The following is a 14,690-nucleotide window of genomic DNA, read 5'->3' as shown; positions in this document are numbered from 1 at the left end:
TTCGTCCAACTTTGCCGGGCAAAGCCGCTTTAGGCTGGACCTATCGACCGTACCTACCGAGTCAAACCACCATGAGCGATTTTGTCTTCAGCCCCGTTCCGCAACCCAGCCTGCCAGTGGTCGGCAGCGATCAGCGCTTTCCGGTCAGCCGGGTGTTCTGCGTCGGCCGCAACTACCCCTGGAGCGACGGCCAGGGTCGTAGTGTGCCGCTGTTTTTCATGAAGCCCGCCTCGGCGGTGATCGAAGCCCGCAGCGAGATCGCCTACCCGCCGCAGACCGAAGAGTTCTGCCATGAAATCGAACTGGTCGTGGCCATCGGCAGCGGCGGGGCGGACATCCCGGAAAGCCAGGCGTTGGAGCATGTCTGGGGCTACGCCGCCGGTCTGGACCTGACCCGCCGTGACCAGCAGCGCAGCGCCAAACAGGCCGGCATGCCATGGGAGGGCGCCAAGGCCTTTGATGGTTCGGCACCGATCACCGCGATCCAGCCGGTGAGCCGTCAGGGCCATGCCCAACAGGGTGCAGTCTGGTTGATGGTCAACGACACCGAACGCCAGCGCTCGCGCCTGGAGAGCCAGCTCTGGTCGGTGGCGGAGATCATCAGCCACCTGTCGCGCAGCATCACCTTGCTGCCCGGCGACCTGATCATGACCGGCACCCCGGAAGGCGTCGCAGCGCTAGAACCCGGCGACCGGATCAGCGCCGGCGTAGAAGGGGTCGGGCAGATCGACGTCCGGGTCGGCCAGCGCGCCGCCTGAATTCAGCGAACATCAACAGGAGCGTCACAATGTCCAATAAATCCTCCTCGAAAATCGCCCTGGTCACCGGGGCTGGCAGCGGTATCGGCAAAGCCGTGGCGCTGGGCCTGCTGCAAGACGGCTACCGCGTGGTCCTCGCCGGGCGGCGTCTGGAGCCGCTGCTGAACGTGGCCGAACAGGCCGCAGCGCAAGGTTGGGAAGCCACGCCGGTGGTGACCGACGTACGTGACCCGGCCAGTGTCAAAGCCTTGTTCGCCACCGTCGAAGAACGCTACGGCCGTCTGGATGTGATCTTCAACAACGCCGGCGTCAACGCCCCGGCCGTGCCCATGGACGAACTGCCGCTCGACACCTGGGACAACGTCATCGCCACCAACGTCAATGGCGTGTTCCTGTGCTGTCGCGAAGCCTTCGGCCTGATGCGCCGCCAGCAACCGCAAGGCGGGCGGATCATCAACAACGGTTCGATCTCCGCGCATACCCCGCGCCCCTTTACCGCGCCCTACACCGCCAGCAAACACGCGGTACTCGGCCTGACCAAAGCCTTGGCCCTGGACGGCCGTGAATTCGACATCGCCTGCAGCCAGATCGACATCGGCAACGCCCTGACCGAACTCTCCGAACGCATGACCCGTGGCGTGCGCCAGGCCAACGGCGAAATCGCCGTAGAACCCATGGTCGACGTCCAGCACGTCGCCGACGCAGTGCGCTACATCGCCGCGCTGCCGCTGTCGGCCAACGTCCTGAACATGACCGTCATGGCCACCAAGATGCCGTTCGTAGGCCGTGGCTGACGCTTGACACACCACATTTGTGGGAGGGAGCTCTGCTCGCGACCGAGCGCGCAGCGCTCGCCCCCATTATCCGAATCAAACGAGGTACCCCATGAAACCAGAAGTCCTGCAACTGAGCCCGATCCTCATCCCTGAAATCCGCGAACGCCTCGCCGAGCTCTTCACCATTCGCCCGTACTTCCAGCAGACCGACAAAGCCGCTTACCTGGCCGAACACGGCCCGAACATCCGTGGCGTGATCACCGGCGGCCACACCGGCATCACCCGTGAATTGCTGTCGAAGTTGCCCCGCGTCGAAGTGGTGGCGGTCAACGGGGTCGGCACCGATGCGGTAGACCTGGCTTACTGCCGCGACCTGGGCATCCACGTCACCGCCACCATCGGCGCGCTGACCGACGATGTTGCCGATCTGGCCATCGGTCTGTTGATCGCGGCCTGCCGTGGCCTGTGCACCAGCGACCGCTATGTGCGCAGCGGTCAGTGGCAGCACAGCCCGACCCCGCTGGCGCCGCTACCGCTGGCCCGTCAGTTCAGCGGCATGCGCGTTGGTATCGTCGGCCTGGGCCGGGTAGGGCGCGCCGTGGCCACCCGCGCCGCCGCCTTCGGCTGCCCGATCAGCTACACCGACCTGCAACCGATCAGCGACGTCAACTACAGCTACGTCGCCGACCTGAGCGAACTGGCCCGCAACAGCGACGCCCTGATCCTCGCCGCCGCCGCCGACGGCGGCAAAGCGATCATCGATGCCAAAGTGCTCGAAGCGCTGGGCCCGGACGGCTACCTGGTCAACGTGGCACGGGGCAAGCTGGTCGACGAAGACGCGCTGGTCGCCGCACTCAAGGCCGGCAGCATCGCCGGCGCGGCACTGGATGTGTTCGTCGATGAACCGCGCGTGCCCGATGCGCTGTTCGACAACGAGCACGTGGTGCTGCAACCCCACCGCGCCAGCGCCACGGTGCAGACCCGCACGCGGATGGGCGAGATGGTAATTACCAGCCTGGTGGATACCTTTGCCGGCAAGAAGCCGCAAGCCTGTGTGACCGGTTAAGTAGGCAGTGTTTCAGGGGCGTTTCTGAACGCTCCTGCTCCCCCTGACCGATGCCTGCCTGCTCTGAACGGGTTCTCCGAAAGATATCTGCGCTTGTCGGGACGCCGCTCTTTTTTCCCAATAATCCATACCCAGACTCGAACTGGTGGTGGGCTGCACACCGGCCTTGGCGGTTGGCTCGATGGCAGGCTTCAACTCAACGACAGATCTGCTTTCAATGGCGGGTTGGGATGATTGCCTGGTCAGTTGGATGAGGTCGAAGTCCTGCGAGTCTGAAACCACAGTCGTTAGCGTATCGGTCGATGCAACCGAAGCTCTCGGGCTTATGTCTCTCAAGTAGCTCTGCATCCGAACCTGACTACGGGTTCTGATCAAACCGGCAGGGCGAAGAATCTTTTTCAGAAACGTCGGCAGGTGCCCGGTCGGGTCAAAACGGTTAATCGGGTCGCCCACGCAGTAGGCGTAGGCGTTCAGTGCGCCTTCGGTAAACGGACTCATATCATCCGGGCTGTTGAACCTCATCAGCACCGGATTGAACGATCGGTAACCGCTGCCTAATAAATAATGACCTGTGACTGGATCCGCTCGCTCGCGATTGAAACCCGGTAACTGCTCAAAGGCAGCGACAGGGTGCCGGTGGCCGTAGGGTGCATAGGTACAGACGCTTAGTCCTGACGTCGCAACGCTATGGATCACCGAACCTGACGGATCGCTACCGACCAGTGCACATAGCGTCTTGCGCTGTTCTCGCTGCTGTTGCGACAGGATCGAGTGCGCCGTATTCAGCCAGGAGGTGCTGCGCTGTTGTTGGACGATGGTCGTCAGTCGCTTCTCTTGATAGAAACACTGCTCGTTGCTTGTTTCACCGGGCAGCCAACCTGCCAGGCGATCAAGGGCGTCGTATTGATAACGGCAAAGCCAGTTGTGTGCAGGCATATGTGAAAGCCTCGGCCAATCATGCTCAGGCTGAAGTTTCACTGCGAACAGGCAATCTGGCGACTGGCAGAACTGTGAGGCTGGCCGCCACCCACATCTCCTATGACTCGTCCCGTTTGTTATATGGCTCACCCCGCAGCCGATGCGATAGTGGCCAAAATAAAAGGATTCGAGCATGTTCGAGCGCACTGTAACCCCGGCAGACGACAACGGTTGTGGCTGGTTCCACCTCAGCCTGGGGCGCAAAGTGCGTCCGGCGCATTCGGGTACCACCTCGGCGCGCTGGGTGGTGCTGGGCGCAGGCTTTACCGGTGTGGCCGCAGCCCGGCAACTGGCCCTGCATTACCCCAACGACCAGATTGTGCTGGTCGAAGCCCAACAGGTCGGTTTCGGTGCATCGGGGCGCAACTCCGGCTTCGCCATCGATTTGCCCCACGACATCGGCGCCCCGGACTACATCGGCGACCTGGCCACCGCGCGCATGAGCCTCAAGCTCAACCTGCGCGCGCAAGCGTTGCTGAAAAAACTGATTGCCGAGCACGGCATCGATTGCCAGTTGCAGGCCGCCGGCAAGTACCAGGCGGCCATCGAGCCCAAGGGCATTGCGGTGCTGGAAGCCTATCGCAGCGGCCTGGACAAGCTCGGCCAGGCCTACCAGGTGATCGATGGCAAAGACATGCCCGAGCATGTCGGCACGCACTTCTACAAGCGCGGGTTGTACACCCCCGGCACTTACCTGCTGCAGCCTGCGGCACTGGTCAAAGGGCTGGCCGAGAGCCTGCCGGCCAACGTCACGCTGTTCGAGAACACCCGCATTCACAGCATCGAGCAGGGCGCCGACAAGGTCACCCTGATCCACGACAACGGCCGGTTGATCGCCGACCAGTTGCTGCTGACCAACAACGCTTTCGCCTCGCACTTCGGCTTCCTCAAGGGCCGCCTGCTGCCGGTGTTCACCTACGCCAGTATGACCCGGCCCCTGACCGAACAGGAACAGGCGCGTCTGGGTGGCAAGAGCACTTGGGGCATTATCCCGGCGGACCCGTTCGGCAGCACCTTGCGCCGTACTCCGGATCAGCGCCTGCTGGTGCGCAACAGCTTCAGCTTCAACCCCGACGGGCGTAGCCACAAGAAGTATCTGGAGCGTGCCGAACGTCAGCAGCGCGAATCCTTCGAACGACGTTTCCCGATGTTGTCCGGCACGCCATTCGATTACACCTGGGGTGGCTCAATGTGCCTGTCGCGCAACCATGAATCGTTTTTCGGCACGCTGGCGCCGCGCATTCACGGCGCGTTGTGCTGCAACGGTCTGGGCATCACCCGAGGCACCATCACCGGCACGCTGCTGGCCGACTGGCTGGCCGGTGAGCGCGATGAACTGATTGATTTTCTGCTCTCTTCCAAAGGGCCGAATGCCAACCCGCCAGAGCCGTTCCTGAGCCTGGGAGTGAACTTCAACCTGCGCCTGGGCCAACACCGTGCGGGTCAGGAAAGCTGAGCCGCCAAGGAGAGCAACATATGCACAGCATCGGCATTCTGGGCGTTGGCGAACTGACCGAAAAACTCGTTCGCGGGCTGCGTAACGGCGGTTTTGACGGGCCGATCCTGCTCTCGCCGCGCAATCGCGAACGGGCTGCGGCACTGCTCGCCGACTACGGCTGTAGCACGCTGCAAAGCAACGCGGCAGTGGCCGAACAGGCACAGCTGTTAGTCGTTGGCGTGCGCCCGGCCGACCTGGTCAGTCTGGCCGCTGAGGTTCAGGTCAGGCCCGGTCAATGGCTGGTGTCGGTGGTGGCCGGCGAAAGTCTGAGCCGGCTTGCCGAGTTGTTTCCGGGCGCTCGTTGCGTGCGCGTCATGCTGTCGTACGCTGCCGAGTTCGGCCAGTCGACGGTTGCCCTGACCCCCCCGACCCCTGAGCTGGAACCGCTGTTGGGGTTGCTGGGGCGTCTGGTGGTGCTGGCCGATGACACGCAGTTCGAACTGGGCACCGTGGCCGCCTGCATGAACGGCTGGTTCTATTTCCTGCTGCACGACTTGCAAGAGTGGCTGGCCGATAAAGGCTTGCCGCAGCAGCAGGCGCGGCAACTGGTGCTCAGTAGCCTCAAGGACTGCCTGGCCTGTTCTGAAGAACAACAGCACGAGAGCCTCAAGGCCCTCGGCGAGCGCATCGCCACACCAGGCACCTACACTGCCGACGGGCTGGCGCTGCTCAACCACTCCCAGGCCGGCGCGCAATGGAAAGCAGCTTGTGAAGTGGTGCTCGATGCCCTGCTGAGCCGTTCTGCCGGCCACTGAGCCCTCCGTTTTTCCTGCACCGGGCTTCGACTCCTTGCTGGCAGGCCAGCAGGAGCGGGCCTGACTCAACCCTGCCAACGAGGCCCCGATACCCATGAGTAATGTACTGACCGTTGTACGCAACGCTGACCACGCCGAGCTGGGCGAGCCGGCCCCGGCCAAGCTGCCGATCGGCGACATTATCGCCCAGGCACGTACCGCCCAGGACCAGACCAACGAAGCCGTCGGCGCGAGCATCGGCATCTGGGAAAGCAGTCCCGGTGTGTTTCGTCGGCACCTGAAGAACCGCGAATTCAGCCACATCATCAGCGGCTGGTGCATCTTCACTCCCGACGGTGGCGAGCCGGTCAAACTCAGCGCCGGTGATGCGGTGCTGTTCCCGGAGAACTGCGAAGGCGTGTGGGACATCCGCGAGAACTTCCGCAAAACCTACGTGCTGTTCTAGGAGCGGGCGATGACACCTATCGAACGCATCAACGCCGGCCCCCGTGCCAGCCAGATCATCATTGCCGGTGACCGCTTCGAAACCTCCGGCATGGTGGCGCTCAAGCCTGAGTCCGATACCGATATCACCGCCCAGACCCAGTGTGTACTGAGGCAGCTGGAGGCGATGCTGGCGCGGATCGGCGTCGGCAAGGAACGTGTGACTCGGGTGCAGATCTGGCTCAGTGACATGGCCGATTTCGACGCCATGAACCTGATCTACGACGCCTGGGCCGCCGAAGCACCGCCGACTCGCGCATGTGTGGGGGCGCAACTGGTGACGCCGCAGTACCTGATCGAGATTCAGGCCAGCGGGTACCTGTAACAGAGCCGATAAAACCGCTACAACCAAACCGCGCTGTGGCTAGTTCAAGACCGGGGTATGCAAGTCATTGGTAGTCGGTCCACAAAGAATGCCCAGTGCGGGTTAAAGCCGATACTGTTCGATTAAGCATCACACACCCCTGTGGGCGCTTGGTCTGGGCGGCATTGCGACGAAGAGGCCGGTTTAAGTCACCGCATCAAACCAGACCCAGGCGGTGCAACGCTTAATCATGAAACATGCTGCGTGCGTTAGTCGTGCCACGTAACGGAGTCGATACGCTGACGGGCTTTGTACGGTGCTAGTTTGATCGGGCTTTTTAAATGTATTAGCCCGCCATTGGAGGCGCTTGTGTACGAAGTTGATCGCACTACTTATCGCTCTGTAAAAGGTTTCAACCGTCGTGTTCGTTTTCTGATCATGCACTATACGGCCATCGGTTTTCGAGGCTCGGTCAATGCCCTGACCGGACCTGCCGTCAGTGCCCACTACCTGATTCCCGACCCGTCGGAAAAGGACTATCAGGATGCAGGTTTCAATACCTTGCGCATCTTCAACCTGGTCGATGAAAGCGAGCGGGCCTGGCATGCGGGGGTCAGCACCTGGGGCAACCGCAATAGCCTCAACGACACCTCGATTGGCATCGAGATCGTCAATCTGGCCACCGACGAAGGCGGCGTATTCAAGTTCCCGCCGTACCATCCTGAGCAAATCGAAGCTATCAAACAACTGGGCCGCGATATCCTGCAGCGCTACCCGGACATCAGCCCGGTCAATGTGGTCGGGCATGCGGATATTTCACCCGGCCGCAAGAGCGACCCCGGCGCGGCTTTTCCATGGAAAGCGCTTTACGAAGCAGGCGTGGGCGCCTGGTACGACGCGGCCACGGTACAAACCTTCAAGCAACAGTTCAGCGCTGGTTTACCATCGCGGGCCGATATAACAGCCAAACTAAAAACCTACGGCTACGACACCTCTACTGCCGCCGGTGACAGTGGTTATCGTGGGTTGGTCAGAGCCTTTCAGTTGCACTTCAGACCTGAGAACTATAACGGCGTAGTTGATCTTGAAACTGCAGCCATTGTTTATGCACTGGTCGCCAAATACTTTCCCGGTAAGTAAGTTTTAGCTGTTGTCCGTGAGACGTTGTGCAGCAGGCATCTATTCAATGGATTTACGCATTACAGGTGCACTTCTCAGCTTTCTCACATTGCCTGCAGCCGCCCAGCGCCTGACCCGATCGGGTGCTGGGCGGGGGCGTCTTGTGATGGACATTTCAAATTCGCTTGCGTTTTCCTAAGGAAAGGCTACTTTCCCGTCTGAATATCATATTGCCAGCTTGCGGCGATCTCTCAGGAAGGAACCTTACTATGCAGTCCAAAGGATTGGTTCGATGCGGCGTGTCGCTGGCATCGCTTTTCTGGGTCGCTACCGCCCTGTCTGCTCAGGAGGAGGGCATCAGCAACCCGCCGACACTGAGGATGGGGATTGACCGCAACGCGCCGGCAGCGGTAACCGGTGTGCGTGAAGCTCCCGGTGTTACCTCACGCACAGCCGTTCGCCAGAACGACCCTGGTGCACAACTGGAACTGCGTCTGAAGCAGGCCCGGATCCAGGACCCGAAGAAGGGTATCAAGGACACGGTCTGGCTACGCGGTTATGCGGATCCCAATAACAGCAATGCCCCTGGCAATCTGGTCGCGGCCCCGCTGATCAAGGCACTTCCCGGCCAGACGGTACGCTTCGATATCTACAATCATTTGCTGCCTTGGGACCATCTGCCAGACAACCTGCGCCAGGACTACACCCGGGCCGGGCTAGGCAAGGACGTGTACGAAAAGCTGATCCCGCCGCAGGAGTGCGACCCGGCGCATGACGCCGGCTCAATGAACACGCCTAACAGCCGCCCCGGTTGCTTCAATGTCACCAACAACCACTTTCACGGCAGTTGGGTGAATCCGGCCGGCAACAGTGACAACGTGCTGCGCAGCCTGTATCCCGGCGCAGGTGTTGCACACGAATACGAATACAACATTCCGGCCGATCATCCTGCCGGCACCTTCTGGTATCACCCGCACATTCACGGCTCCACCGCCCTGCAGGTCGCCAGTGGCCTGTCTGGCGCATTGATCGTCAACGGCGATCGGTGGCCGGTTCCGGGAGCGAACGGTCAAGGTTTTCGCAGCGGCGACATTGATGTGTTGTTGAGCAAACCCGACGGCAAACCGATTCCCGATCGGGTCTTCATGCTCCAGCAGATCCAGTACGAATGCTTCAAGCCCGACGGTACGCCCAAAGATGACAAATGGAATTGCGCCGAGGGCGATATCGGCGCCATCGTGAACTATGAAAATTTGGGCGGACCGAAAAACTGGACAAATTCGGGGCGCTTCACCACGGTCAACGGCCGAGTCGCTGACATGCTGGGCATTGGCAGTGAGCCTGGTCAGGAGAAAGTCATCGCCGGCCAGCCTGAGCGCTGGCGGTTTATCCATGCCGGCTTCAATGACAGCATCAAGGTGCAGATCTATCCTGCCAAACCAAACCCGGAAAAAGGCGAGGCAAGCTCGCTCAAGGCGCTGTTCAGCAAAACCTCCGCCACTGACAATGACCGTACAATCGCACGCGTCTGCGACGTCGATGGCCCGCCACTGAAGGTGTTCGAGATCGCTGCCGATGGGCTGACCCGATACCAGGCCTTGGAAACTGATGCGCGGGTCCTGCAGCCGGGCTACCGCAGTGACGTGCTGGTGTCTTTCCCTCAGCCTGCCGGCAACCTGCGCCATCAGGATTACTGCGTCATTGATTCACCCCTCAAGGGCGAGGCCAGCGTGGAAGGCTCGGTGGACAGCCGGCGCCTGCTCTTCTCTGTCAGGGTCGAGCGCAACGATGCCCGGCCGCAGATTCCCGAGGCCAAAGTCGTGATTCATGAAACCCTCTCCAGCGCCGCCAAGCGACTGGCCGCAGACCGTCAAAGGCAGGGGCTCGACGTCTCGAAACTGCCAGCGATCCTGGCCGATCTCGACGCAGGCCTGAAGCTTGAGAATTTCTCGCCGCACGAGAGGCTGACAGGCCAGACCACGCGCGAGCAGGAGGATGCCTGGTTGCACGTGGACAATGTCCGCTTGCTGCGATTCGATTTCAATAATTCGGTGCAGGAAGGTATGTCCCCGCCTTCCCCTGGACCGGGAATCGGACATACACGTTTTTCCCGTAGCGATTTCGAAGTGGCGTCTGATCCCGATCCGCAAGCCCCTTGGGCCAAGGTCGAGGATGTGCGCTTCAGCACCAGACCGGACGAACTGATCGCCCTGCAGCTTGGCGACACTGATGAGTGGCGCCTGCGGACCGCCGATTTTGCTCACCCCTTCCATATTCATATCAACCCGTTCCAGGTGGTGCGCGTAACGGGCAAGGATGGCAAGGATCTGACCCAGGACCCCGCCTCGCAGTATTTCGGCATGAAGGACGTCTACAAGGACACCATCATGGTGGAGTCGGACGTCGAAGTCGTCGTGCGCTCGCACTACGAGCGCTACGTCGGACGCTTCGTCTTGCATTGCCACATCCTGCCCCATGAAGACAAGGGGATGATGCGTCTGGTCGAGATCTTCGATCCCGGCATTCCGGGCGGGCTGGACGGCATCGAAAAGCGCAACCGGGAGGCCGCAGGCTCAGCCCATTCCCACTGAGGCTTGCGTCGATAGAGGCTAAAGGAGGCTGACATGCTGCGCCACGGTTTCATAATTGAACGTGGCGCACGCATGCCCAGGGGGGGCACGTGTCGATCCGGCTGCGCGCCGTGATCCGGTATTAAACCGCGCAAGTACGGATTTCACATTTATGTCTATCATCCTGCGCCAAGGTCGGCCGGCCCTCGCGGTACGCCAAGGCAGTTTCGATATCCATGCACTCAACGACGGTTCGGCCAGTGCACTCGTGCAACGGCTTGAGCAGGCGCGTACACGTCTTGAGCAATGCCTGCCTGCCATTGGCCGGATCGAGCTGCAGGGTAATGCTGACGACGAGCTGGCCGGCACGGGCTGGCTGGTGAGCAAGGACATCGTGGTGACCAACGCCCATGTCGCCGACAAGTTCGCCATGCCCTACGGCAATGGCTTCCGCTTTCGCTCAGCGACATCGGGCAGCGGGCGGCAGAGCGCGGCCATCAACTTTCTCGCAGAGGCCGGCAATGCGCTCACCCGCAAGGTAGCGATCAGCGAAGTGCTCTGGATCGCCCGCGACTGGAAACCGGATATCGCGTTTCTGCGTCTGGCGCAGGACAGCGGGATTGAACCGCTGCTGCTTGCCAAAGAGCCCCCCCAGACCAACACCCACGTCGTAGCGGCTGGCTACCCGGTGCGTGACGCCGAAGTTGAAGATCAGCAACTGATGGAGCAGATTTTTCAGGAGCTCTACACCTACAAGTGCTTGTCACCTGGCATGGTAAGCGGCTTCACCGGCACGGTATTGCATGATTGCAGCACCCTGCGCGGCAACTCCGGCTCGCCGCTGCTCGACCTCAACAGCGGCGAGGTTGTCGGCCTGCATTTCCTCGGTGGGCCGCTCGACGGCTCTAACCAGGCCATCGCGGCCAGTACCATTCGCAATCTGCTGGTACAGCGCGGGCTGCTGTAATCATGCTTCGCCCCGGAAGCTGTCAGGCCGGCAGTTGCGCTTGCTCCTGGCTTTCACGGTGTATGACCGGCCACTGATCGAGCACCTGGTCCAGCACCAGATGCGCCTGGGTGATCAGGTGCATGCCGGCCATGGCCAAGTGACGCGGCGGGCCTTGCAGCGCATCGGCGCTTTCATAAACCGTGGCGGTGGCGCATCGCAGCAACTCCACGGCATGGGCCAGGCGGCCTTCAACAAGGGTAAGGGACGATTCGAGCGAGGGTGGATCGGGAACGATCTTTTTCATGAGTACAACTCCGTTAATGCTGATGGAGCCGTCACCCATTGCCTACCAAACGCCGGGTGGCGACCGTGCACAAGTTGGTAGGACCGGTCAACGGAACCCGGCGTGCCCGAAGGCACCCTGCGCACGGCCACCATAACTGCAGGCCGAATAAAAGCGCCTCGCAAAAGGTGGCGCCTTGCGCCGCTGAACCCCAGGCCTACCAAACCTGATCGCTGGATTTACAGCGACGGCCAGAGGGTAGATAGCGAAACTCACGGGCGCAAGCGGTCGGGATTTTCTCGGAAATTTCCTTCAAGAGAAAGAGAGGCATCTTGCAATTGCAGGCCGCAGACGGGCCGAAATGCTACCCGATCTCGTAGGAGCCGCTTCAGCGGCGAAGCTTTCGCAGCTAAAGCTTCGCCGCTGAAGCGGCTCCTGCAATGTTCCGTGTTTGCAGCGCGACGCCGAGCCTGATTGCCTACAACTCCGGATCCAGCCCCACCGGTCCATCCTGCCAGTCGGTCTTGAACCGCTCCACCTCATGGCGGCGCTTGCGGTACGAATACGGCGTTTCACCATACTGTTTGCGAAACCACAGAATGAAGTGCGAAGCGTCCGAGAAGCCGCAGGCCAGGGCGATGGTGGTGATGTTCTGGCTGGTGTTGACCAACAGCCGCCGGGCGTGGTCCAGGCGCAGTTTGCGCCAGTAGTTGGCCGGTGGCTCTTGGGTGTTGGCGACAAATTCACGGTGTAACTGGCGCGGCTGAGTGCCGACGGCCAGCGCCACCTCCTTGAGCGACAGCGGCGTGTCGAGGTTCTCGCGCATGAACCTGATCGCGCGGCTGACCCGGTCGTTCTCGTAAATGGCTGACTGGGCAGCCGACTCGGCCTGGGTATGAGTGTCGGCCTGTTTTTCCACCAGCAGATATTCCAGGCCCTTCTGCGCCCGGATCGCCCCGCAGTGGCGGCTGATCAGGCTGGCCGCCAGGTCGATGGCGGTGCCGCCGGGGCAGGTGATGATCCCGCCGTCGTCCACGTAGCTTTTGTCCAGCACCGCAACGGCTTCGGGGTACAACTGCTTGAACTCATCAAGAATGGTGAAGTGCACCGCGCAGCGCTTGCCGTTGAGCAACCCGGCTTTACCGAGCACAAACGACGCCGAGCACAGGGCGATGATCGGCACCTTGGCGGCATGCAGGTCGCACAGTGCATCGAGCAGCCACTGCGGCGGGTTGCGGGTCTCGCCCATCAGCCCGCCGGCGACCACGATGTAATCGTATTGCGCCCAGACATTGAGCGGCTTGGTCGGCGAAATCGGCATGCCGCAACTGGCGGTCACCGGCAGGTCATGGCAGGTCATCCAGTCCCACTGGCAATGCACCTGCTGGCTGCGAAACGACTTGTCGGCCGCAAAGCGCAAGGAGTCCACCAGGCCTGCCACCGGCACCAGAGTGAAGTGATTGAGCAGGATGAAACCGACCCGCAGGTCCGGTTTGACCGGAGTCGGCAAGGGCGCATCCGCAACGGCATCCGGGGCATCGACAAGGGCCATGATCGGCAATCTCCAAGCGTCCGGCATCGATGCCGTGGTGTCGATTCTAGGCCTGCCGGGTTGTCCTGAATATCATATTTAGCCCCATAAACAGGACGTGAAGGACGATCGGTCGCAACCTACGATCAATTGTCATTGCTGTAATAGCCGCTCTGCCGGGTGGCTGCGCATCATGCTGAAAAAACCACTCACCAAGGCAGCACTCCTATGTACCGTGGATTCTGGTATGCGCAGGCCCTCGATCTGGACAGCGATCTCGCTCCCGCCCTCGAACAATCCATCCAGGCTGACGTCTGCATTGTCGGCGGCGGCTTTCTCGGCCTCTGGTCGGCCATCCGTCTCAAGCAGGCACACCCGGAAAAGAACATCGTCATCGTCGAGCGCGACCGTTGCGGCTCTGGTGCCAGCGGCCGTAACGGCGGCGTGGCGACTAACTGGTGGGGCAAGTACCTGTCGGTACGCACCATCTGCGGCGACGTGGAAGCGCGGCGTATCTGCGAGGCCGCCGAGTCGGCCATCGACGAGATCGGCAGCTTCTGCCAGGAACATGGCATCGACGCCCAGTACCGCAAGGATGGCTGGCTGTGGAGCGCAACCAACCAGCGGCAGATGAACTCCTGGAAGGTCCTCACCGACGGCCTGCAGAATCTGGGTGTCAACCCGTTCCGGGAACTGGATCGCCAGACCATCGCCGGCCGCATGGGCTCGCCACTGGTGCTCGGCGGTATCTTTGACCCCAACGCCGCCACCGTACAACCGGCCATGCTCGCCCGTGGCCTGCGCCGTGTCGCGCTCAAGCTCGGTGTGCAGATTTTCGAAAAATCGCCGTTCACTCACCTTGAGCGCGGCAAGAACCCGGTGGTGCATACCGCCAAAGGCCATGTGAAGGCCGATCACGTGGTGCTGGCACTCAACGCCTGGGGCGCACAATTTCCTGAGCTGCGCCGCATGATCGCGATCATGTCCAGCGACATGGTCGCCACCGCGCCGGTCAAAGCCAAACTCGATGCCATCGGTTTTCGCGGCGGCGAGTGCATGACCGACTCGCGCACCGTGCTCAACTACTGGCGCAACACCCCGGATGGCCGTGTGGTGTTCGGCAAGCCGCTGGGCCAGTTCGCCTATGCCGGGCGCATCGGCAACCTGTACGAAAAACCCTCGCCGGCCGCCGATCGCGTCGCCGCCGAACTGCGCCGGCTGTACCCGCAACTGGCCGACGTGCCGGTGGTCAGCAGCTGGACCGGGCCGATTGACCGGGCCATGAAAGGCCTGCCGAACTTCGGTTACCTCGACCACCACGGCACCATCAGCTATGGCATCGGCTTCTCCGGTAACGGCGTGGCGACCACCGTATTTGCCAGCCGCATCATCAAGTCGCTGGCCACCCATGCCAATGACGAGTGGTCCAACTGCGGCCTGGTCAACCAGAAAATGAAACTGCTGCCGCCAGAGCCGTTCCGCTTCTTCGGCGCGCACATGGTGCGTGACGCGCTGGTGCGCAAAGAGAGCCTGGAAGACGTCGATCAGGACGCCGGGTTCATCACCAAACAGCTGGTGGCCATGGCCCCGGCCGGTTACGTGCCGGCGCAGAAAAAATAA

General features: G+C 61.5%; 14 protein-coding genes. 11 read left to right on the top strand and 3 right to left on the bottom strand.

The window, feature by feature from the left end; translation table 11 throughout:
* Positions 1–71: 71 nt before the first annotated feature.
* The 3 genes from PSCI_RS04640 (at position 72) to PSCI_RS04630 (ending at position 2,600) form a co-directional block, all read left to right on the top strand.
* A complete protein-coding gene (locus tag PSCI_RS04640; RefSeq protein ID WP_045483423.1) occupies positions 72–758 on the top strand; it encodes a fumarylacetoacetate hydrolase family protein in 687 nt (228 codons plus the stop codon).
* 29 nt (positions 759–787) lie between these two features.
* The gene (locus PSCI_RS04635) at positions 788–1,552 is read left to right on the top strand and encodes an SDR family oxidoreductase (RefSeq protein WP_045483420.1); all 765 of its coding nucleotides are present in this window, start codon (positions 788–790) and stop codon (positions 1,550–1,552) included.
* 91 nt (positions 1,553–1,643) lie between these two features.
* Positions 1,644–2,600, top strand: a complete 957-nt coding sequence (locus tag PSCI_RS04630) for a 2-hydroxyacid dehydrogenase (protein ID WP_045483417.1) — start codon at positions 1,644–1,646, stop codon at positions 2,598–2,600.
* A gap of 12 nt (positions 2,601–2,612) precedes the next feature.
* On the opposite strand, the gene PSCI_RS28415 is transcribed toward PSCI_RS04630, so the two are convergent.
* A complete protein-coding gene (locus PSCI_RS28415; protein WP_158497581.1) occupies positions 2,613–3,536 on the bottom strand; it encodes an RHS repeat-associated core domain-containing protein in 924 nt (307 codons plus the stop codon).
* 175 nt (positions 3,537–3,711) lie between these two features.
* On the opposite strand from PSCI_RS28415, the gene PSCI_RS04620 reads away from it, so the two are divergent.
* From PSCI_RS04620 to PSCI_RS04590, 7 genes are all read left to right on the top strand, one after another.
* On the top strand, positions 3,712–5,034 hold the full coding sequence (locus PSCI_RS04620) for an NAD(P)/FAD-dependent oxidoreductase (protein ID WP_045483414.1): 1,323 nt from the start codon (positions 3,712–3,714) through the stop codon (positions 5,032–5,034).
* A gap of 20 nt (positions 5,035–5,054) precedes the next feature.
* Positions 5,055–5,831 carry a pyrroline-5-carboxylate reductase family protein gene (locus PSCI_RS04615; RefSeq protein ID WP_045483411.1) on the top strand — a complete coding sequence of 259 codons (777 nt, stop codon included), beginning with the start codon at positions 5,055–5,057 and terminating at the stop codon, positions 5,829–5,831.
* A 94-nt stretch (positions 5,832–5,925) separates the two neighbouring features.
* Positions 5,926–6,276 (top strand): cupin domain-containing protein, encoded by a 351-nt coding sequence (locus PSCI_RS04610; RefSeq protein ID WP_045483408.1) that lies wholly within the window; start codon positions 5,926–5,928, stop codon positions 6,274–6,276.
* Between the two features lie 9 nt (positions 6,277–6,285).
* On the top strand, positions 6,286–6,639 hold the full coding sequence (locus PSCI_RS04605) for a RidA family protein (RefSeq protein ID WP_045483406.1): 354 nt from the start codon (positions 6,286–6,288) through the stop codon (positions 6,637–6,639).
* A 348-nt stretch (positions 6,640–6,987) separates the two neighbouring features.
* A complete protein-coding gene (locus PSCI_RS04600) occupies positions 6,988–7,758 on the top strand; it encodes an N-acetylmuramoyl-L-alanine amidase (RefSeq protein ID WP_045483403.1) in 771 nt (256 codons plus the stop codon).
* A 164-nt stretch (positions 7,759–7,922) separates the two neighbouring features.
* Complete coding sequence (locus PSCI_RS04595) at positions 7,923–10,328, top strand: multicopper oxidase family protein (RefSeq protein ID WP_144403195.1); 2,406 nt, start codon at positions 7,923–7,925, stop codon at positions 10,326–10,328.
* Between the two features lie 151 nt (positions 10,329–10,479).
* Entirely contained in the window at positions 10,480–11,274 is a 795-nt protein-coding gene (locus tag PSCI_RS04590; RefSeq protein ID WP_052483349.1) for a trypsin-like serine peptidase, read from the top strand.
* Between the two features lie 22 nt (positions 11,275–11,296).
* Here PSCI_RS04590 and PSCI_RS04585 read toward each other — a convergent pair whose 3' ends face one another.
* Positions 11,297–11,560, bottom strand: coding sequence for a DUF6124 family protein (locus tag PSCI_RS04585; protein ID WP_045483397.1), 264 nt, complete (start codon positions 11,558–11,560; stop codon positions 11,297–11,299).
* Positions 11,561–12,017: 457 nt separating this feature from the next.
* Positions 12,018–13,091 (bottom strand): GlxA family transcriptional regulator, encoded by a 1,074-nt coding sequence (locus tag PSCI_RS04580; RefSeq protein WP_045483394.1) that lies wholly within the window; start codon positions 13,089–13,091, stop codon positions 12,018–12,020.
* 207 nt (positions 13,092–13,298) lie between these two features.
* Between PSCI_RS04580 and PSCI_RS04575 the strand changes: the two genes are divergently transcribed.
* Positions 13,299–14,690, top strand: coding sequence for an NAD(P)/FAD-dependent oxidoreductase (locus PSCI_RS04575; RefSeq protein WP_045483391.1), 1,392 nt, complete (start codon positions 13,299–13,301; stop codon positions 14,688–14,690).

This window comes from Pseudomonas sp. StFLB209, assembly GCF_000829415.1.
In the GTDB taxonomy this organism is placed as follows: domain Bacteria; phylum Pseudomonadota; class Gammaproteobacteria; order Pseudomonadales; family Pseudomonadaceae; genus Aquipseudomonas.
The sequence above is the reverse complement of the archived record's forward strand: the minus strand, read 5'-3'. Positions and strand labels throughout refer to the sequence as shown.